The sequence below is a fragment of the Undibacterium sp. Ji42W genome (assembly GCF_049340405.1).
Classification (GTDB): Bacteria; Pseudomonadota; Gammaproteobacteria; order Burkholderiales; family Burkholderiaceae_D; genus Undibacterium.
The window spans coordinates 15586-35769 of record NZ_JBMPOV010000019.1 but is presented as its reverse complement, the minus strand read 5'-3'; the positions used below and the strand labels follow the sequence as shown (position 1 = coordinate 35769).

Below are 20184 nucleotides of genomic sequence, written 5' to 3'. Positions count from 1 at the left end.
CTTTTGTTACCCTTACCCCGCTGACGCCCGTTCGCTACAGATCATAAATACGTTCTAAGCATGAACATGCTTGGCTGATTTACAATGTGTCCAGTTTCTTCGCCTGGACAGCAAATGCAAACAGATCACTTGTCGTATGGTTCAGATCAGTCGGGGCTGATTTGTGGCTATGTTTTTGCACATGAACAGCCCGGCAAGCCCTTATATACCAAAGAGGCGGTCGAATGGCTGCAATCGCGACACAGCAGCCGCGATGATTCTTTCATCTGGCTGCATTTCAATTTATCCAATGTCGCTGCCGAGAAGTGGCTGCGCGAACATGCCTCACTGCCGGACGATTTTTTTGAAACCCTGCATGAAGGCTCGCGCTCGACCCGCATAGAACACGCCGACCATAGCCTGATCGCGGTCGTCAATGATGTCTTGCATGACTTTGCTTTTGAGGCATCGGACATCGCCACCTTGTGGCTGAATGTCAGCAGCAATGTCATGATCAGCGCCAGGCGCAAACCCTTGCAATCGGTGGATAGGCTACGTAATGCAGTCAATCAGGGGGAACATTTCAGCTCGCCGACTGAATTGCTGACCCATTTATTGCGTGACCAGGCCGATGTGCTGATAGGCATAGTGCGCAATGTCATCAAGAAAATCGATGATATCGAAGACCACTTGCTGGCCGACCGTTTAAATCACAAACGGGCGAACCTCGGCGAATTGCGGCGGGTGCTGGTGCGCCTGCAAAGATTGCTGGCTCCTGAGCCTGCCGCCCTGTTCCGCCTGTTGCAAAGACCACCGGTCTGGGTCGCTGAGCGTGATGTGCAGGAACTACGTCAATCGACGGAAGAATTTGCCGTGGTCCTCAGCGATATGGCTTCTTTACAGGAACGCATCAAGCTCCTGCAGGAAGAAATTGCCGCCAGCGTCAATGAGCAGAATAACCGTTCGCTCTTCGTCCTGACGATCGTCACCGTGCTGGCCCTGCCCATCAATATCATCGCAGGCCTGCTCGGCATGAACGTTGGTGGCGTGCCTTTAGCCCAGCATGAAAATGGTTTCTGGATCGTCGTTGCCATCGTGGCGACGTTTACTGCGATTGCCGGTTGGCTGGCATTCAGGAAAAACCGTAACGATTAAAGCTGCCCTTCCCTTCCAACGGCATTGCAAGGAAAAGCCATGAGCAAACTTTCATTCAATCAGGGATCGCCACAGTTCATTCCGTTATCGACTTACCAGTCTTATCCGGAAAGCGAAATGCTGGAACGTGCGCAAAGCTTTTACGAGGATATGAAAAGGCGCAAGACCATACGCGAATTTTCTGATCGCCCCGTACCACGCGCAGTCATAGAAACCTGTTTGCTGACAGCAGGTACAGCACCATCAGGTGCCAATCACCAGCCCTGGCATTTTGCCGTGGTCACCGACTCTGCCCTGAAGCACAAGATACGCATAGAGGCAGAGATAGAAGAGCGCGAGTTTTATGACAGACGCGCCCCACAGGAGTGGAAAGATGCCTTGGCACCACTGGGTACGGACGCGGATAAACCTTTCCTGGAAACTGCCCCATATCTGATCGCCATCTTTGGACAAAAAACCACACTCATGGATGACGGCAGCGCTGTCAAAAATTATTATGTGCCTGAGTCTGTATCGATTGCGACTGGCTTTTTGATTTCAGCCCTGCATCAGGCTGGCCTGGCAACACTGACCCATACCCCCAGCCCCATGGGGTTTCTCAACCAGTTGCTGCAAAGACCAGACAATGAAAAACCTTATATCCTGCTGGTAGTCGGCTATCCAGCAGAGCATTGCCTGGTACCGAATATACAAAAGAAGCCACTGGAGCAAATTGCCAGTTTCTTTTAAATCTGTAAGCTGATGTCCACCTGAAGGGGTTTCTTATGACTGCCATTTACTCACCCCTGCTACTGGCCGCCTGCATGTTAGCTGGCATGATCATCAGCCTGCATGCCCATGCTGCTGATGACAATGCCACTCTGGTCAAACAAGTCATGCAAACTGAAGCCGCCTTCGCCAAGACCATGGAAGTGCGTGACCACAAGGCTTTCGCTGAATTCCTGGCAGATGAAACTATCTTTTTTTCGACCAAAAAAGTCTTGCACGGCAAACAGGAAGTCGCAACGGCCTGGAAACGCTTTTATGAAGGCCCTGCCGCCCCTTTTTCCTGGACACCGGAAACAGTAGAAGTGCTGGAATCGGGCAAGCTGGCACTCAGCAGCGGGCCGGTGCATGACCCGCAAGGCAAACTGGTGGCGACCTTTACTTCGATATGGCGGCAAGAAAGCCCCGGTGTCTGGCGTATCATTTTCGATAAGGGAAACGATGTCTGTGATTGTGCCAAGCCCTGAGTAAGGCAAAAAGTCCCTGTTTTGCATCAGAACCAACACAATTTGAGCATAAAACCCACATTCAGCCCGGAATTGTAGACAGACACACAAAAAGCTGATGTAACATGCAGAATAATGCTGCGCGTGACACATCGCGCTTCCAGGCAGCATTTACGCTACAAACCGAGCTCAAGCGTCACATTTCCGGACACCGGTGTCATGACTGATATTCATACACAGTTTATTGAGCTTGGCCAACTGCGCATAGGCATGTTTGTCTATCTGGACGTTGGCTGGATGGACCATCCCTTCCCGGTTTCCAATTTCAAGATCAGCAATCAGTCGCAAATCGATACCATACGCTCGCTGGGCCTGGAGCGGATACGCTATGCGCCGGATAAAAGCACGCCGGAAGCCAGTAGCGCTGCCGAACAACAGCCCGCCCAACACGAAATCAAGGCCACCGAAAGCCCTACGGCCTTTGCTGCCCGGCAAAGAAGAGAATTGCTGGCCAGCCAGCAAGCCAGCCTGCAAGTCTGTGAACGCCAGTTTGCCCATGCGGCGCAAACCTTCAAGCAGGTCACAGACCTGGTCCATTCCCAGCCAGCGCAGGCCAAAGAGCTGGCAGAACAGTTGATACAAGGCTTTCTGGGTCAGATCCTCGGTGAAGATGAAGCGGCGATACGTCTGCTGTCAGAAAAAGCCGGTGAAAAAACCTCGCTGCATTCCATCAATGTGACCGTCATTTCACTCTTGCTGGGCCGGGCTCTGCATTTGAGCAAGGCCGAGATGCTGGACCTGGGTGTCGCCACCATCCTGCATGACATAGGCAAGATGGAATTGCCCGACCGTTTGCGCTGGCAGGATGAGCATTTCAATCATGCGGAACGTGAGCTGTATCATGAGCATGTACTGCATAGTCTGGCAATGGCACGCAAGATGGGCTTGTCGGCAAATGTCATGCTGGCCATTGCCCAGCATCATGAACATGCCGATGGCACGGGATACCCCAGCCGGGTGCAGGGTGACAAGCAGAGCGCGATCAGTCGCATTGTCGCTCTGGTCAATCATTACGATAATCTTTGCAACCCGGCCAACCCGGCATTTGCAGTCACGCCGCATGAGGCGCTGTCGCAGATTTTTACTCAGCACAAGCCACGCTTTCATGCCCCCACCCTGACTGCCTTTATCCGCATGATGGGCATTTATCCGCCCGGCTCAGTCGTGCAACTGACCGATGAGCGTTATGCGATGGTGGTTTCTGTCAATTCTGCGCGGCCCATCAAACCCAAGGTGGTCATCCACAATTCTGCCGTGCCTCGTGAAGAAGCACTGGTCATCAACCTGGAACATGAAAACACGCTGTGCATACACCGCAGCCTGAAGCCGCTGCAACTGCCGAAGGCGGCTTATGATTATTTGTCGCCACGCAAACGCCTGTGCTATTTCTTTGAACGCGGGCTGGAGGCCGAAACGCGTACCGAAGATGGGGCAGCCGCATGAAAGCCCATCCCTGGCAATCACTGATAGAAGGCTTGCTGGAAGCGGTGATACTGGTTGACCCCATACAGCTACGCATCGTCGCCGCCAATAAGTCTATCCATCACTTACTGCAAGTACTGCCTGGCAGCCTGTTTGGCAAGGGCATCGTCGATCTGGCCGCCGCACCTGAAGATGTGTTTTTTTGGGAAGATGTGGCGGCAGGTCTATCAGAAAACATCCATTCCGAAACCCTGCTGAAGCGTGCCGATGGCAGCATAGTCCAGATAGAAAGAAGGGTGACCCTGCTCAGGATGGGGTTGGATAGCTCAGTCTATGTGGTTGCCATCAACGACCATTCCAGCCAGCGCCAGGTCGAAAATGAACTGGAAAAACTCATTGCAGAGCTGCGCGCCACCCTGGAATCTACGGCAGATGGCATACTGGTCACCGATCTTGATGGTGCGATACGCAGCTATAACCATTTGTTCGCTGCATTGTGGGGCTTGCCAGACGGGTTGATGACACAGCGAGATGACAAAGCCATCTATGCCTGGATGGACAAGAGCATGCTCGATGCCCGCCAGTATGAAGAAAGAATGGGCACGATCACCCGTTCGCCGCTGATGGAAGCCACCGATGTACTGACCCTGCGCTCAGGCAAGATACTGGAGAGAGTGACCTTGCCCCAGTATGCACGGGGACGCCCGATAGGCCGGGTTTATTCTTACCGTGACATCACCCAGCGTCTGGCAGACGAAGCACGCCTGCGCCTGGCTGCAAAGGTATTTGAATCGAGTACCGATGCGATTTTCATTACCGATGCAGAGCAAAAAATCGTCACCACCAACCCCAGTTTCGAGCGTCTCAGCAGTTATACCGAGCAGGAAATGCTGGGTATAACCCCGAGGGAATTTTTTGCCATGGAAGGCAATTTTGCTCAGGTAGAAAACCTGCTCAAGGAATTGGACAATCTTGGTTTCTGGGAAGGTGAATTATGGAACCGCCGCAAGAATGGTCATGCTTATCTATGCATGATTTCGCTGGTCAAGGTCGCCGATGCCAAGGGTGGTGCTTTGCACTATATAGGCTTCTTCAAGGACAGAACCGAGACCCATGCGGCAAAACAGAAGATAGAAGAACTGGCTTTCACAGATGTGCTGACCGGCCTGCCCAACCGGTTGCTGCTGGATGAGCGCATACGCCAGGCAATCACAATCTCCAGCCGCAACCATTCCAGCTTTGCCCTGCTGTTTCTCGATCTTGATCATTTCAAGCAAATCAATGATGCCCTCGGCCACCCCTTTGGTGACCGCGTGCTGTTGCAAGTCACAGAGAGGCTTAAGAAATGCATACGCCAGGTGGATACTGCCTCACGCCTGGGCGGCGATGAATTTGTGTTGCTGCTGCATGAAGCCGATGCCGAAGGCGCAGAGATTTGTGCCAGGAGGGTATTGGAAGAATTGTCAGCACCGTTTTCACTGGATGGCATGAATTTCACCGTGACTGCCAGCATAGGTATTGCGCTCTACCCGGCGGACGGACAAAGCATGGCAGACCTGATCAAGAATGCCGATAGTGCCATGTATCACGTCAAGGAACGCGGGCGTTCAGACTTCCGTTTTTACCAGCGCCAGATGAATATCGGCCTGCTGTCGCGCATGAAGCTTGACCATGCCATGCGCCAGGCACTGGAACACCAGTTGTTCAGGCTGCATTACCAGCCCCAGATAGAGCTGGCGACGGGCAAGCTGATGGGTGTAGAAGCACTGCTGCGCTGGACAGACAAAGACCTCGGCGAAGTCAGTCCGGTACAATTCATTCCCGTTGCCGAAGAGTCAGGCGTTATCGTCCCCATAGGTAACTGGGTCATGCAAACGGCGATACGCCAGGCTGCCTTGTGGAACCGTGATGGCCAGTTCATGCGGGTGGCGATCAATGTCTCTGCCCTGCAATTCCAGCAAGCCAATTTTGCTGAGAGTATTGCAGCGGCCCTGCAGGAACACGACTTGCCACCGCACTGCATAGAACTGGAATTGACTGAATCGATACTCATCAAGGATGCAGAAGATGCGCTGAGAAAGCTGGAAGCCCTGGCGACACTGGGTGTGAAGCTGGCGATTGATGACTTTGGTACTGGTTATTCCAGCCTCAGCTACCTGAAGCGCTTCCCTATCTACAAGCTAAAGATAGATCGCTCATTCATCGATGACTTGCCTGGCAATGAAAGCGACATCGCGATAGTTACCGCCATTATCAGCCTGGCCCATGCCTTGAAATTACGCGTGATTGCTGAAGGTGTGGAAACCCAGATGCAAAGAGATTTTCTGCAGCAACTGCAATGCGAGGAAATGCAGGGCTATCTGTTTGCCCACGCCATGTCCGCAGAAGAATTTGAACAGCGCTATCTGCGCTGAATATTGCCTGGGTGTTGTCTTGATATTGCCTTGATTGCTGCGTATATAAAAAAATGCCGCATAAAAATAGGCGGCATTTCTGCATGCTGTAAGCTCAGACCACTTTCAATCACAACAAATCAAAGATGTGTTTTCCAGTAGCGCGAATCATCGCGAATTTCTGCAATCTGTTCGCTCGTCAGGTCATTGCTGACCAGTTCACGGCTATCCATCGCCATGCTGCCAACCTTGACACTGGCTTTGAGCAGATAACGGTAGCCTGTCACCGTGTCACGATCTACACCATCGCCATGCAGGTAGCGCAAACCCATCTGGAACTGGGCACTCGATAAACCCTGGTCAGCGGCCAGCATTTCCCAGTGAGCAGCCTGGGCAACATTTTTCTCTATCCCGGTACCGTCTTGCAAAGCCAGCGCCAGGTAATGCTGGGCACTGGCATTGCCCTGATGGGCAGCCTGCTGGTACCAGAATACGGCTTCTTCCGGGTTTTCTTCCACACCCTTGCCGTTGGCATACATATATCCAAGGGCCAGCTGCGCCGAAGTCAACCCTTGCAGGGCAGCACGGCGGAACAGGCGGAAGGCCTGGCCTTCATCAGTTTCAACACCCTCACCTGTCAGGTACATGACGCCGAGGTTAGCCTGGGCACCGGCATGTCCCTGGTCTGCAGCCTGCTCCAGCCAGTACGCAGCTTCCTGTGCATTTTGTAGATTTTCGCTGGGTTCAAGATAGAGCAAGCCCAGCATGTTCTGCGCCTGCGTATCTCCTAGCAGGGCCCAGCGCCTGACTTGCATTTCGTCATCAAAATCATCATCCCCCAAAGCCGAAGCGCAGGTCATCATGATCATGAGCACCATCAGCAGATGCCGCCATTTTTTCATTTTTATCCTCCGCTGTTTTACTTCTTGTACAGAATGCTACGCTTGTCCCGCCTTTTTCGTGTGTCTCGACTGTTGGATTAGGTAACAAAATGTAGCCCCCTTTCAGCAAGTGCTTCACTCTGAGAGTAAACTACAGGAACAGACAATTTTCCCACCCGCCATGAAAGCAGATGCCGTGACCTCAGCAAAAAAGCTACGCATAGGATTGATTGCCAACCGTTCCCATCAGGATGCACCGAATTCGGCACTGGTGCAATTATTACATGGCGGCGGACCTGCGCTACAACATCTGCAGGCTGAGCTGGTCATCGTAGGACGTACTCTTGATGCGATTGTTTCACATGGGCTGCTGGAAAGCTGCCCTGCGGTCGAGCGTTTTCCTTATGGGCGCGAGGGTGGCTTGATGAAACTGGTATCGCGGGTCGTCGATAAAGACCCGGCCAGGGCGGTGGATGCTGTGATCTACCTGATAGACCCTGTCGATCCTTCTTCGGTTTTCCCTGAGGCCCAGGCGCTCAAGCGACAGTGCGTGATACAGCGCAAACCATTTTTGGCAACGCTGGCCAGTGCCAGGGAATGGCTGGAACTGGAAGCCACCGCCACTGGCGCGCCAATGGACAGCAAACTGAATCCGACTTTTGAATTAAAAAAAGAAGGCATTGCCCTGATCGCCCATGATGCGATGAAAGAAAGCATGCTGGTCATGGCAGAAAAACATTTTGCGCTGCTGGACAGTTTTGGGCATCGCTATGCAACTGGCACCACTGGCGGTTTATTGAACCAGATGGCACAAAGAATCAAAGGGGCAGAAGCCGGCAAGAACTGGGTTGCCCCATATCTGTCCGGCCCGCTGGGTGGGGACGCGCAACTGGCAGAGCTGGTGCTGGACAGGCAGATACGCCGCATCCTGTTTCTCGAAGACCCGCATGTGGCACGCCAGCATGAGGCCGACATACAATTGCTGGAAAGAGCGGCCCGCACCGTTTGTGACTTTTCCCAGGTCATCAGTGAAGTTAGTGGTGCTGACCGCTGGTTGACACTGCTGACCCAGAGAGTCAGCAGGCAGGCTTAGGCCGCTGTTGCGGTCTGGCTCGACAGACGCTTGAGTCTTTCCAGCGTGCTCTCGCCTGCTGTATCTGCCTGCGCCACAGATTTGCGGATGGCATCAATTTCTGCCGCCTGGTCCAGTGGTTTTTGCCCTATGTCAGCAACGATGCGTAAACCGGCAGCTTCGTTACTGACTGTCTGTGCGCGGCGCGTCAGGGCATTCAAGGCACTTGAATGACTGGCCATGCTGGACAGGCTGCTGAGTTGCTCCTGGCGATCCATGCGCAGTTGTTGCAGGTCTTTTTGTGCCTTGGCCGCGGCCAGGCCTTGCAGGGCTTTCTTCGCAGCGGCGTCGAAGTCTGCCAATTGTCTGGAGAAAGCATCGACGATCTTCTGCAATTCATCCATGTATTCTCTGGCGTCGGCTTCTTCCTGAATTTCCAGTGGCAGGCGCGCCTTGTTGGCTTCAAGTTCGTCACAGAACAAGCTGACCGTTGCTTCAGAAATCTTGCCTGCAGCAAGACGCTCTGCCAGAGTCGCTGAAGCTTTTTCGTCATTGGCGATCAGTTCACGCAAGCGCACCACATCATTATGTTCTTTGTCGAAAGAGGCACGGGCAGCGGCCAGTTTTTGTGCCGTATCGCGCAGGGCGGCTGCCAGACGGTCACGGTCAGCTTCGGTCGCTGTCTCAGGATCAAAATTGGCGATCGCTTCAGATATCTTGTTGCCTAGTGCGCCAAAGTGTTTGGAAATCAAACGTGCAGTCAGGCCCCAGCCATTCATATTGCTCATGGTAATCCTTTCAGTGTGTGATGCGGTAATGGTCAAATACAGTGTTACGGGTACTACATCAAAACGGTGCTACTGCACCAGTAGCCTTTCCGCTTCCAGGGGTAGGGCAATCATAAAATCGACATGGATGTCGCGCTTGCTACTGCCATCCCTGCTACGTAAAATCTCAGTGCTGATCAACAGTAATTCCGACTGTTCACCGGCCTCATTCAAATTTCTGCGGTAAGGCATAAAGACCACGTCCTGTTGCAAGCCCAGCTTGCCTGCGGCATCATCGATGCGGGTTTCCACACCTTTAAAGGGTGCGACAAATTCCTGTGCCGGGTCTCCCGCATCGCGCTCATATTGCAGGCTCTCGGCATCAGCAAATACACTGTCGAGGCTAGCCTCATCCCAGCCTATGCCCACCAGTTGCTCGCGCCACAGACTGTAGTTACGGTCACCCAGGCCAGCACCGTTTTCACCGAGGAAAGCTTGCTGGTCTTCGACGGTTTCAGGTATCAGGCGCGTGAGGTGGCTGCAATACAAAAGCTCTTGCAATTCACCGTTGGCATCGCAATACAACTGCAGGAATTTCTCGCCACCATTGGTACCATCGGCATCGCGGTTCAGGTAATAGCGGTACATCTTGCCGCTGATGGGCAGTTGCACGCGGCTAATGGCGACGATGCGGGTCTCGGCTTCATCCGGCATGGCGATCAGTGAGCCCTGGCCGATCGCCCGTATCAGTGGCGTCTTTTGCAGATTGACGACACTGCCTATGCGCGCACCCATTGGCAGCGCGGAGTCTTGCCTGCCACTCTCTGCATGCATGTCATCAGCGATGAGTTCGTCCTTGTTATGCTTGTTGAACAGCTTGCCTACATACTGATATGCATCTTTCCAGGCCATGGTATTAATTTCCTCCTAAACTGTAATGAACTGCGCTGTCTTGTTTGCTGCGCCTGCCACGCAGGAATTGCCAGCCCGCCCAGGCCAGCGCAGCGAATAGCAAGATGACGAGTACGGTGCGCAGCAATTTAAAACCACCGTCGTCCTGCGATTGCTTTGCTGTTGCTGCCGTTGTTGCTGTGGTTACCACCGCGTCTGAACTACTGCTCATGACCGCCGCCTTGTCGTCCACCGCAGTTGCGCTGCTGGCTATCTCATCCTTGCTACTACCTGTGCCGATATTGGCAATCGGTTCCAGTTGCTGGGACTGGCGGTTTTCTGCTGCCTGAGGGTGGCTCATCACACTACCCAGTATCACGCCGCCGACAACGGCAGGCAAAATGCCACTCCCTCTCGGCGCTACCTGCGGCTGCATCGTTACCGGTGCGGATTGCGTCACAGGCGGTGTTGTATATGTAGACTGATTGGCAGGCTGGTTGGCAGGCTGATTAGCAGCCTGTTGATTGCCGCTATTAACACCGTTGTTGCCAGCGCTATTGCCAAACCCGCGCTGGCTTTGCTGCGTTACCTGCTGGCGCGCATCCATGCTCTTTTGTGCATTTGCCTGCGCCTGGTTTTTTTCCAGATCGCGGTTCAGTGCAGAATCCGACTTCTTGCTTGCATACGCAGGCTTGCTGGTATTGAAGCTGCCAAATCCTGTCTTTGATGGCGTTGATGGTGCAGGCTTGCTGATACTTCTTTGCGAAGAGAAGCCACCACGAAAACCGCCAGAAGACCCGGATGAACGCCCGGCAGCATGCGCAAGGCTGGCCGAGAGTGGCAAGACCAGCGCCAGCATGATTGCTATTAATCTGTTATTAAAACTGTTCATGGTTCTCATCTATAGAAATATGGTGAAGCTATCTGTACAATCCCTCAACGCTTGATGGATGTCATCATAGTGAGCAAAAACACAAAGATCATCGGTAATAAATTAGGGAATTCACCATGACACGAAAATATTCAGACATGAACCAGCACGACGCCTTGTACAAGATTGCGCGCGCCTATCCTGGTGGCCTGGAGGCCCTGGCGGGCCGCATGGAAGTCTCGGTGAATGTCTTGCGCAACAAGCTGGCACCGGGCATAGAGTCACACTATCCTTCGTTTGAAGAACTCTCGCTGATCGTTGAGCTCTGTCATGACGCGGGCGTCAAGGATGCCCATCTGCCACTGCATGCGCTGTTAAGCCGCCATGGCATGGCAGCGTTTGTGATACCTGAGCCTGACCAGGTCAGTGAAGATGATTTGTCGCAAACGGTCTGCCGCGTCATGAGCCGCGTTGGCGATGTGGCAGAGGCAGTATCAACTGCCTTGATCGATGGTGTGATTACGGATGCTGAAGCCGACCTGATAGAAAAAGAATTTCAGAGTGCACTGACCGTGCTGGGTGAATGGCGTGCGCGCATACGCGCACACCATAAGCAAAGAGAATCGTGATTTTCTGGCGACTGTTCGCGAACCAGAGATTCCTTGAATCTGCTTGCAACAAGAATCCTATGCCAACAGTTAAGGCGAATTGATTGGCACAACATGCCAATTGATTTGTAAGAGCGGCTAAAGCCGCTCTTACAAAATGTAGTTAAACGTAGTTATTGGGCTCAGGCACATTACTGGTATTTGGCTCCCTAGATCAGGGCTTGTTTAGCGCACTGTTTTCCAGAAAAGCAACTATCCTCGGCCAGCCCATCTTGTGTGCCAGATCCAGTGCTGATTCGCCTTTGGGATTAAGCGCACCAGGATCGGCACCATGTTTGACCAGTAAAGTAACTTGCGCGAGATTGCCAGCCAGCGCATCCCTCTGCAGCAGGGTCCAGCCAGCTTCATCGACGCTGCGGGTAAAAGCAGGCTCATCCTGCAAACCCCTATCCATAGGCTCTGCCATGTTTTCACTTGCGGGGTGTTCTGGCAAGTCGTCTATGTTTTTTAAGACGGACTTTTCTGTCGTATCAAACAGACTGGATAAGAATCCCTGTTTTTCTTTTGCAAGTTCCAATACGACGGAGATTTTTCCTGGCTTGCCAAAATCCAAATCCCAGGCCCTGTCATGATCGTCACGCTCTGTTTCTGACATACCGCTACGTATCACATCAATGCTGTAACCACCATATACTTTGCCATCGATAGCATACATCCAGTCATCAATTTCCTCCAGCGACACGCTCACCGGGTCACCTGCTGCGATGCTGTCAAACCATTGTGGGTTATTCAACAAAATACCGGTAATGGTATCTCCATCAAACTGTATTTCATTGATCCACATGTGCTCAACTTCAGGCACGTCCCCGCTTGAACCTGTAGGAAAAGCTACTTTCACAGCGGCCAAATCCAAGGCAGGTATGATACGTCTACGCTCCCATGACAATTCACGCCAGAAATATTTAAACGTCTTGCGAGCCTGTTCAGCAGCCACCTGCATCGCCGGGCTGGCACCTTCAAACATGACTATTTTGTCTTCACTCATGATCTTGGACGATAAAATAAAAACAATATACTGCAAGCAGACTGACAATTACGCAAGTACAGCACTTCGTTTCAATTGATACAAGCCCTTACTTTTTAATCGCAATGCGCACAGTCGGCACAGCTATGCTTTGGGAAATTTGAATAGATGACATATTTGCCCAGCAGCATTTTCACTCCTGCTTTACAATGGAAGCCTGCCCTATGCCAAGCCGCCAGGCTGCCATCATCATGTCCACAGAACTTGCCAGTCAGCGCCCTACTTCCCTTGCGGATTTGTATATTTCATTTACCTTATTGGCATTGCAAGGATTTGGTGGCGTACTCGCGGTTGTGCAGCGCGAACTCGTGGAAAAGAAACGCTGGATGACGATGGAAGAATTCGTCGAAGACTGGGCCGTTGCACAGATTTTGCCGGGGCCGAATGTAGTGAATTTATCCCTCATGATAGGTCACCGCCATTTTGGTTTTGCCGGGGCCATGGCGGCACTGGCTGGCATGTTGTCTGTCCCTTTGCTGATCGTGGTGTTGCTGGCCGTGGTGTATGCGCAATTTTCCCAGTATCCACAGGTAGTCGGTGCCCTGCGAGGGATGAGTGCGGTGACTGCGGGCCTGATCATTGCGACAGCGCTTAAGCTGGTGCCGGCCCTCAAAAATAATCCTGTTGGCAGACTTACTGCGCTGATCTTTAGTGCCCTGTGTTTTGCCGGCATCGCTCTCTTGCGCCTGCCGCTGGCCTATGTCTTGTTCACCCTCGGCACCATCACCTGCACACTGGTTTACCGGAGGCTGAAATAATGCCTGATACCCTGCATGGTGCCCTGCACATCACGATGAACTGGCATGACTGGTTGCAGCTGTTCCTGCATTACATGATGCTGTCGCTATTGTCGATAGGGGGAGCGATTTCCACCCTGCCTGACATGCACCGTTACCTGGTCACGCAACAGGGCTGGCTTAGCGACGCGCAGTTCAATGCCTCTGTGTCGATTGCCCAGGCCGCCCCCGGCCCGAATGTCTTGTTCATCGCCCTCATGGGCTGGAATGTGGGCATGAATGCCGGTGGCATGTGGACAGCATTGATAGGTGTTGTCGTCGCCATGACAGGCATACTCTTGCCCAGCACCACTCTGACTTATGTGGCAGCAAGCTGGGGCCATGCCAACCGTGAACTGCGCGGCGTGCGCGCCTTTAAACTGGGCATGGCCCCTATTGTGATTGGCCTGTTACTGGCAACCGGCTGGATCATGGCCGCATCCCATGACCAGATGAGCCGGGACTGGCCATTGTGGCTGATGACAGTAGTCTGCACCATCGTCGTCTGGCGCACCCGCCTGCATTTGCTGTGGCTACTGGCGGGTGGTGCGGCACTCGGCTGGTTTGGCTTGATTTAATTTATACGAAAGCCAGGTAACGTTTGCTGGCATCGTAATACGTCAGGTTTGGCAATAAGGTCAGCATATCGCCGTCTGACACGCCCAGCCATTTACCCAGGGTGGCGGCATACTGATCGACCGAGGTGGTCGGCAACAGACGCCCCTGCCCCACATCATCATCACTGTCTGTAGCAACCAGCGGCGCGGTACCGTAGTAGCGTTTGCCATTGACTGCACCGCCCATCATGAAATGCATGCTGCCCCAGCCATGATCAGAACCATCGTTATTACCACTCAGGGTGCGGCCAAAATCGGAAGCAGTAAAACTGGTGACCTTGCTGGCCACACCCAACTCCCGGGTGGCGGCATAAAACGCAGCCATGGCCTCTGCCACACTGGCGAGCAAACCCGGGTGAGTGGATACCAGTCCATCATGAGTATCAAAACCACCCATAGAAACGAAAAACACCTGGCGTTTCGCCGCTAAGCTACCAGCACAAGAAATCATGCGCGCCACCATTTTCAATTGCATGGCCAGATTATTCTCTTCATTAAATGTAGTCGTCATTGCGGGTGCACCTGCCAGTGCTGAGGTCAGTACATCATTGGCGTCGATAGAACGTTTGCTGACACGGGTATATTCATTTTCAAACAAATGTGGCCTTGCTTGTGTGACCAGTTTTTGTAAGGCAGTAGAACAGGTAGCAGAACCAAACAAGGGTGCCTGCAAACCCGCCAGCGGTACCGAACCATTGGTGGATACCTGATACTGAACCGCCGTATTGCCTGACAGGTAAACCGCATTGCCCGACACGTTCACACAGGTAAAAGTGGCATTGCCATTCCCTGCCTGGAAAAGGTCACCCATGCGCCCGCCCCAGCCAGATGTTGCCCCTTCAGGTGCAGACGACTGCCATACTGATTGTTGGTCATTATGCGAAAACAATTTTGGCGGCAGCATGGCCGTTTTATTCGTATATTCGAGTTTGGTAGTAGGACGTATCAGGGTACCGACATTGAGCAACACTCCCATCTTGCCAGCATTGAATATAGGTAGCAGCGGTGCCAGTTCAGGTGCCAGCGCATACTGGTGGCTTATACCATTCCTGTCTATCGGCACATTCAACCCTTGTAACACCGTTGCAGTCAGTTTGTCACGCGCATAAGCCAGTGTAGGGCGCAGTTGCGAATAGGCATTGTAGTTTGCACTGTCATAGGGAACCAGCGTATTGGCATAGTCATTGCCGCCGTATAAAAACACGCAGACAATGGCTTTGTAATCATCTGCATTGGCGGCGGAAGCTTCAGCCATGGCGGCGAGGTTCAGTGCCCAGGGGGTAGCGACACCGGCGATGGACAGTGCGGAGGCGCGTTGTAGAAATGCGCGGCGTGAGGCATTCATCGTAGTAGAATTTTTCATGATGCTTTCCTGTAGTGGTGGCAGCAAATTGTTTTATGGTTTTACCAAAAGCTGAGGCTATTTGAGTACGATGAATTCAGGAGCTGCCAGCACCAGCGTAAGCGCCGCATAAATTCTTTGCTTGCGACGGTTGTCATTACCCTTGGGCATGCTGTCAACGGCATTGCTCAAATCCGACAAGGTGGCAGTGCTCAACTGCCCCGCCGCCAGCACCAGATTGATTTCGTCCAGCAAAGCGGGAGCCGAGTCAGCCAGAGGCATCAAACTGCTGTAATCAGGCGTAACATCGCTGACACCATTGCTGACTGCACGCTGCATATAATTGACATAGCCAACAACCGAGGATTCATTGGTGATCTGAAATTCCGGCGCAACCAGGCTTGCCGCTGCAATCGTCGTATTTGGTGGTACATAACCGGGACGAAAAAAATTGAACACCGAGGGCGAGCGCAAGGGGCTTTGCCCCAGCCTGGTCGCCGGGTCGCCAGTATTGCCAAGATTCCAGATATCATTTATGGCCATGGCATTGTAGGCACGGGCCCAGGCCAGAAATCGCAGCATGGGTTCGCGCAATTTGCCAAACTGGAGGTCGCTGAGGTTGGCTGGTTTGCGCGCCTCATCATCCAGCAAGATCGCCTTTAAAACCGCTTTCAAATTGCCCTTTTTGCTGGCAGTGCCACTGCCATCATCATTGAATACAGTAGCCACCCTGGAGATATATGCAGGAGATGGATTGCTGGTCACCAGCCTTTGTATCAACTGACGGCTGATAAAGGGGGCCACATTGTCATGGGCAAAAATAATGTCGAGCGCAGCTGTCAGGGCATCTGCACCGCTCAGGCCAGCGGCTACAGTCTTGCCAAGGAAAATGGATGCACCAGTTTCATGCTTGCTTGGCACCTGGATCATGGCTTTGCGCATGAAGTCTGGTTTATCGGCCTTGCCACCTGCCAGGTCAAAGTCCCAGCCAGTAAAGACGCGGGCCAGGCCAGTGATATCGTCGAGGCCGTAGGTTTCCTTGTTCTTGCCGTTTTCCAGAAGTGGGCTGCCATCCAGCTTGAGTTCCAGCAAACCTATACTGAAGAGTTGCATCAGTTCACGCGCATAGTTTTCATCTGGCATGGCCCCAGTTTGCGCATTGAATTTGGTATTGCCACGGAAAGTCAGGTATTGCCCCATGGCCGGGCTGGTAGAAACGAGTTGCAAGAGGTCACGATAATTGCCAAAGCAATTTGCTTCCAGCATGTCCAGCCAGGCTGCGGCTGCAAAGGCTTTCCAGCCACCGCCGATCAGGCCATCTATCGCCACCACAATGATTTCAGACAAGGCCAGGGTAAAGCGCTGGCGCAGCGTATCGGGGGAACTGATCAGTTTGCGCCAGGCCGTGGAATCAAAACCTGTCTGGCTATTACGGTAACTGACATCGTTGAAGCCTTTGGAGACCAGCCAATCCCAGCGGCTGCCATTGCCGGGCATGCTGAGTTGTTCATCGATCCAGCCCGCATATCCCAGTGTTTGTACCCTGGCGATCTGCGCCCGGCTAGCACCCATGCTGGCTTGCGCCAGGAAACGGGCAGCTTCACTGGCTGTGAGAGTGGCAGCATTGACGTCGGGAGCTGGCGCCGGCGGCGTACCCATCGCAGTCACGATGTTGGCCGTGTTATTTTCAGCAGTCGTGCTGCTGCCACCGCATGCAGCCAGCAAGGCTACGGAAGCGATGACTGCCGCCGCCTTCAAATCTGCTTGCTGATTGAACAAATCCTTATCCGTTGCGGTCTGAGTATCAATACCTGCAACGATGAGCTGCTCTTCCATGTCCTTCTCCCTGTTTGTATGAAGTATTTATTCTTGTTTGCCGCACTTCAACAGTAGAGTACTCATGTAAATCTCTTGTTGCCCATTTGTAAGCAGTTGTCAGTAGTTAGGCTAATTTTGTATATAGTTTGTTACTCACAAATGTAAATAGCGTTAAAGATTCAAAAACTGGGCGCGTCATTTGTTACACTTTCGTTTTTATCAGCATGTATCGATTTTGCAAATTCGCCTCCAGACAATCTTTGTTACAGGGAGAGACATAGTTTGAGGTATGCTTGCCACCTTGAAATTCTGCACACCGGTTCATATAGTCCATGAAGTTGAGCATAGAAGCGCCTGAGGATGAAGTTGCCCTGCCGGGCGAGATTCATTTGCATATCCGGTTTCGCCCTGCGAATATGTTCGGCATCTTGCTGGCTTTGCTGGTTCACGGGCTGTTGCTGTACTTCTTGCTGCACATGAATGTGCTCAAGAAAAAGCTCGACAAGAGTGGCTCAAGTGAGCCCATGGTCATGATTATGGACCAGGTAGCCAAAGCCCCCAAACAGGCGACTGCGCCGCAAAAGCAAAAAGCCGTGTCCAAACCGGTGCGGGTGCCGCCATCCAAAAACGCCATTACCCGGCCCAAGACACCACCATCGCCAGTCACCGATTCACCGGTAGCACAGCCACCGTCACCGCAGGCCAAAGAGACCCCGCCAGAATTGGATATGATGGCGCTGGCCAATGCAGCGCGTGAACGCCGCCGCCCGGCAGAGCAGGCTGCCGCACAGGAAAACGAAGGCGCGCGTCAGGCTGGCCGTGGCATGACACCGCAAGAAGTGGCTGAAGCCAATGTCAAGCGCAGCATGCAGCAAGCTGCCAACCGTGCTGGCGGCAGTGGTGTGTTTGAACTGGGAACAGTAGGTACGAGGGTAGCCAGCTTCACTTTCCGTGGCTGGAACACGCGCGTAGTGGCCTCTGGCGGCAAACAGTCTTTTGAAGTCGATGCCGGTCTTGGTGGCGACGTACGCCTGGCCTTGGTACGCCGCATGATAGAAATCATACGCATGGAATACAAGGGTGACTTCAACTGGGAATCCAGACGCCTGGGCCGCGTTGTAGTCAAGTCAGCACGGCCAGAAGATTCTGCCGAACTGGAAACCTTCTTGCTGAAGGAATTTTTCCCTTAATTTGCCTTAATGCGGCTGGTGACCGCGCCAGCACGCCCGCAATAATTGCCAGGCCTGCACCAGAGCCTGCCGCCAGTATGCAGGCTCTGGCTTTTGCAACAATACATCGCTCGTCTGCAGTGCCCGCAACTCTACCCAGCCATCATGTGGCACCTGATAAACACTGCCTGTGTCTAATACTGTGTCGGCCTGCCATGCCAGCCCTTCAATGAAGTGCGGCCAGGCGATTAAACGCAGTTTCCCTGTCTTTACATATAAAGTGCTGCCCGCCGCCAACAGGCAGTGCATGCTCTGGTCTTGCCTGATGCTGTTGCTATGCATGATGATACTCCTGAAAATAATCCAAATGTCCAAGAGAGGCTTGGATACAGGCATCAGGATAGACTTCGCCAGCACACCTGCACAGACACAGAAAATACTCATCTGTATCGCATCAGACAGCTAATTCATAATCTGTTATTGTATCGTTAGCCCTGAACTGTATCCGTGCAGGCCCTGAGCATCTTTACATCGTCACGCTATGCAAACCTTACCTCTCTACAGGCAACTGGCCGATCATTATCTGAATGCTATCCGTTGTGGCACGCTCAAACTGGGTGACCGCATGCCTTCGGTGCGCAAGCTCATGCATGTACACGGTGTCAGCCTGTCCACCGCCTTGCAGCTATGCCGCCAGCTGGAAACCGAGGGGTGGCTGGAAGCACGCCCGCGTTCTGGTTATTTTGTGCGTCAGCCAAGGCGGGTGCGCCTGATGCCCGCACAGGAACCAACCATAGGCAAAATCGTCGATCCGGCGCAGTTTGTCGGTATTCATGAAAAAGTGTCTGAAATCATTGCCCAGGGCCAGCGCCTGGTGAAATGCAACCTTGCGCGGGCAACTGGTGGCCCTGCGCTGTACCCGCACCAGCAATTGCGCAGCCTGACTGTCAGCACCTTGCGCCGCTATCCAGAACTGCTGACCAAGGCAATTACGCCGGGCGGTAACCGTGAACTCAAAGCGGCACTGGCCAAGCGCGCACTCGACTCTGGTATCAGTACCTCCGCTGACCAGGTCATCATCACCAATGGCTGTATCGAAGCCCTGAACCTGGCCTTGCGTGCAGTGGCACAGGCGGGTGATGTCATCGCCGTAGAATCACCAACTTTTTATGGTCTCTTGCAAGTGCTGGAAAGCCTGGGCATGAAGGCGCTGGAAATACCCACCAGCCCAAGTACCGGCATTTCTGTCGAAGCGCTGGAACTGGCGATGCGCACCTATGACAATATCAAGGCAGTCGTGGTCGTGCCGCATTTGCAAAATCCTCTGGGCAGCATGATGCCTGACCAGCACAAGCAAAAACTGGTGTCATTGTGTGAAAAACAAGGCATACCGCTGATCGAAGACGATTCTTACAGCGCCCTCGCCGATGGCGACAAGATACCGACTGCATTGAAGCAATGGGACCATAGCGGCAATGTGATTTACTGCGCATCGGTGCACAAGATACTCGCACCCGGCATGCGCGTAGGCTGGATACTGGCAGGTCGCTGGCAAGAACGGGTGAACATGTTGAAGTATGCGCACACGCGTTATAACGAAGAATTGTCACAGATAGTCACGGCGACTTTTTTGTTGTCGTCGGCTTACGACAGGCACCTGCGGAAACTACGTAGCAGCCTTGCCCTGCAAAGAGAAAAAATGGCCGAAGCGATTGCCACTTATTTTCCCGAAGGCACGCGCGTGACCATGCCAGCAGGAGGAGTTTCCTTATGGGTGGAGATGCCGGCAGGTACCTCGTCCCGCGCTGTTTTTGATGCGGCGCTAGAGGAGAGTATCTTGGTTTCGCCGGGTTTGATGTATTCCAATTCAAATCGTTTTGATCATTTCTTACGCCTCAATTGCGGCATGCCCTATACCCAGGATCTGGATGATGCAATGCGTTTATTGGGCCGCATCATTCAACATCAGGCTTCTTCAAAGCAACACATTGCTGCTTAAAATCCTGCGTAAATTTTAATCACTGTGGAAAGCCACAATTGTGGCTGTTCCAGCGATTTTCCATAATGC

At 52.9% G+C, this 20184-nt stretch carries 19 protein-coding genes; 11 read left to right on the top strand and 8 right to left on the bottom strand.

Annotated elements, in window-relative coordinates; translation table 11 throughout:
• Positions 1 to 114: 114 nt before the first annotated feature.
• The 5 genes from ACO0LG_RS27825 (at position 115) to ACO0LG_RS27805 (ending at position 6241) form a co-directional block, all read left to right on the top strand.
• The gene (locus ACO0LG_RS27825) at positions 115 to 1134 is read left to right on the top strand and encodes a transporter (protein WP_423031598.1); all 1020 of its coding nucleotides are present in this window, start codon (positions 115 to 117) and stop codon (positions 1132 to 1134) included.
• A 39-nt stretch (positions 1135 to 1173) separates the two neighbouring features.
• Positions 1174 to 1863, top strand: coding sequence for a nitroreductase family protein (locus ACO0LG_RS27820; RefSeq protein WP_423031596.1), 690 nt, complete (start codon positions 1174 to 1176; stop codon positions 1861 to 1863).
• Between the two features lie 35 nt (positions 1864 to 1898).
• Positions 1899 to 2366, top strand: coding sequence for a YybH family protein (locus ACO0LG_RS27815; RefSeq protein ID WP_423031594.1), 468 nt, complete (start codon positions 1899 to 1901; stop codon positions 2364 to 2366).
• 198 nt (positions 2367 to 2564) lie between these two features.
• Positions 2565 to 3848, top strand: coding sequence for an HD-GYP domain-containing protein (locus ACO0LG_RS27810; RefSeq protein ID WP_423031592.1), 1284 nt, complete (start codon positions 2565 to 2567; stop codon positions 3846 to 3848).
• Positions 3845 to 6241, top strand: a complete 2397-nt coding sequence (locus ACO0LG_RS27805) for a sensor domain-containing protein (protein WP_423031590.1) — start codon at positions 3845 to 3847, stop codon at positions 6239 to 6241. The genes ACO0LG_RS27810 and ACO0LG_RS27805 overlap by 4 nt, the downstream gene beginning before the upstream one ends.
• A gap of 119 nt (positions 6242 to 6360) precedes the next feature.
• On the opposite strand, the gene ACO0LG_RS27800 is transcribed toward ACO0LG_RS27805, so the two are convergent.
• On the bottom strand, positions 6361 to 7122 hold the full coding sequence (locus tag ACO0LG_RS27800) for a tetratricopeptide repeat protein (RefSeq protein WP_423031588.1): 762 nt from the start codon (positions 7120 to 7122) through the stop codon (positions 6361 to 6363).
• 160 nt (positions 7123 to 7282) lie between these two features.
• Here ACO0LG_RS27800 and ACO0LG_RS27795 point away from each other — a divergent pair, with 160 nt between their 5' ends.
• Entirely contained in the window at positions 7283 to 8194 is a 912-nt protein-coding gene (locus ACO0LG_RS27795; RefSeq protein ID WP_423031586.1) for a methylglyoxal synthase, read from the top strand.
• Here ACO0LG_RS27795 and ACO0LG_RS27790 read toward each other — a convergent pair.
• The 3 genes from ACO0LG_RS27790 to ACO0LG_RS27780 form a co-directional block, all read right to left on the bottom strand.
• Positions 8191 to 8961 carry a hypothetical protein gene (locus tag ACO0LG_RS27790; protein ID WP_423031584.1) on the bottom strand — a complete coding sequence of 257 codons (771 nt, stop codon included), beginning with the start codon at positions 8959 to 8961 and terminating at the stop codon, positions 8191 to 8193. The two genes, ACO0LG_RS27795 and ACO0LG_RS27790, sit on opposite strands and share 4 nt — an antisense overlap.
• A gap of 69 nt (positions 8962 to 9030) precedes the next feature.
• A complete protein-coding gene (locus tag ACO0LG_RS27785; RefSeq protein ID WP_423031582.1) occupies positions 9031 to 9852 on the bottom strand; it encodes a hypothetical protein in 822 nt (273 codons plus the stop codon).
• 4 nt (positions 9853 to 9856) lie between these two features.
• Positions 9857 to 10723 (bottom strand): hypothetical protein, encoded by an 867-nt coding sequence (locus ACO0LG_RS27780; protein ID WP_423031580.1) that lies wholly within the window; start codon positions 10721 to 10723, stop codon positions 9857 to 9859.
• 116 nt (positions 10724 to 10839) lie between these two features.
• On the opposite strand from ACO0LG_RS27780, the gene ACO0LG_RS27775 reads away from it, so the two are divergent.
• A complete protein-coding gene (locus ACO0LG_RS27775) occupies positions 10840 to 11331 on the top strand; it encodes a phage regulatory CII family protein (protein WP_162043959.1) in 492 nt (163 codons plus the stop codon).
• Positions 11332 to 11524: 193 nt separating this feature from the next.
• On the opposite strand, the gene ACO0LG_RS27770 is transcribed toward ACO0LG_RS27775, so the two are convergent.
• Positions 11525 to 12355: a DUF2314 domain-containing protein gene (locus ACO0LG_RS27770; RefSeq protein WP_423031578.1), complete on the bottom strand. Its 831-nt coding sequence runs from the start codon at positions 12353 to 12355 to the stop codon at positions 11525 to 11527.
• Between the two features lie 230 nt (positions 12356 to 12585).
• Here ACO0LG_RS27770 and ACO0LG_RS27765 point away from each other — a divergent pair, with 230 nt between their 5' ends.
• Entirely contained in the window at positions 12586 to 13152 is a 567-nt protein-coding gene (locus ACO0LG_RS27765) for a chromate transporter (protein ID WP_423031576.1), read from the top strand.
• Positions 13152 to 13748 carry a chromate transporter gene (locus tag ACO0LG_RS27760; RefSeq protein WP_423031574.1) on the top strand — a complete coding sequence of 199 codons (597 nt, stop codon included), beginning with the start codon at positions 13152 to 13154 and terminating at the stop codon, positions 13746 to 13748. The genes ACO0LG_RS27765 and ACO0LG_RS27760 overlap by 1 nt, the downstream gene beginning before the upstream one ends.
• A 1-nt stretch (position 13749) precedes the next feature.
• Here ACO0LG_RS27760 and ACO0LG_RS27755 read toward each other — a convergent pair whose 3' ends face one another.
• Together ACO0LG_RS27755 and ACO0LG_RS27750 are read right to left on the bottom strand one after the other, a co-directional pair.
• Positions 13750 to 15150, bottom strand: a complete 1401-nt coding sequence (locus tag ACO0LG_RS27755; protein ID WP_423031572.1) for a DUF1501 domain-containing protein — start codon at positions 15148 to 15150, stop codon at positions 13750 to 13752.
• A 57-nt stretch (positions 15151 to 15207) separates the two neighbouring features.
• The gene (locus ACO0LG_RS27750; RefSeq protein ID WP_423031570.1) at positions 15208 to 16965 is read right to left on the bottom strand and encodes a DUF1800 domain-containing protein; all 1758 of its coding nucleotides are present in this window, start codon (positions 16963 to 16965) and stop codon (positions 15208 to 15210) included.
• 314 nt (positions 16966 to 17279) lie between these two features.
• Between ACO0LG_RS27750 and ACO0LG_RS27745 the strand changes: the two genes are divergently transcribed.
• Positions 17280 to 18137 (top strand): hypothetical protein, encoded by an 858-nt coding sequence (locus ACO0LG_RS27745; protein ID WP_423031568.1) that lies wholly within the window; start codon positions 17280 to 17282, stop codon positions 18135 to 18137.
• Positions 18138 to 18143: 6 nt separating this feature from the next.
• Here ACO0LG_RS27745 and ACO0LG_RS27740 read toward each other — a convergent pair whose 3' ends face one another.
• Positions 18144 to 18458: a hypothetical protein gene (locus tag ACO0LG_RS27740; RefSeq protein WP_423031566.1), complete on the bottom strand. Its 315-nt coding sequence runs from the start codon at positions 18456 to 18458 to the stop codon at positions 18144 to 18146.
• Between the two features lie 199 nt (positions 18459 to 18657).
• Between ACO0LG_RS27740 and ACO0LG_RS27735 the strand changes: the two genes are divergently transcribed.
• Positions 18658 to 20115, top strand: a complete 1458-nt coding sequence (locus tag ACO0LG_RS27735; protein WP_423031564.1) for a PLP-dependent aminotransferase family protein — start codon at positions 18658 to 18660, stop codon at positions 20113 to 20115.
• Positions 20116 to 20184: the final 69 nt, after the last annotated feature.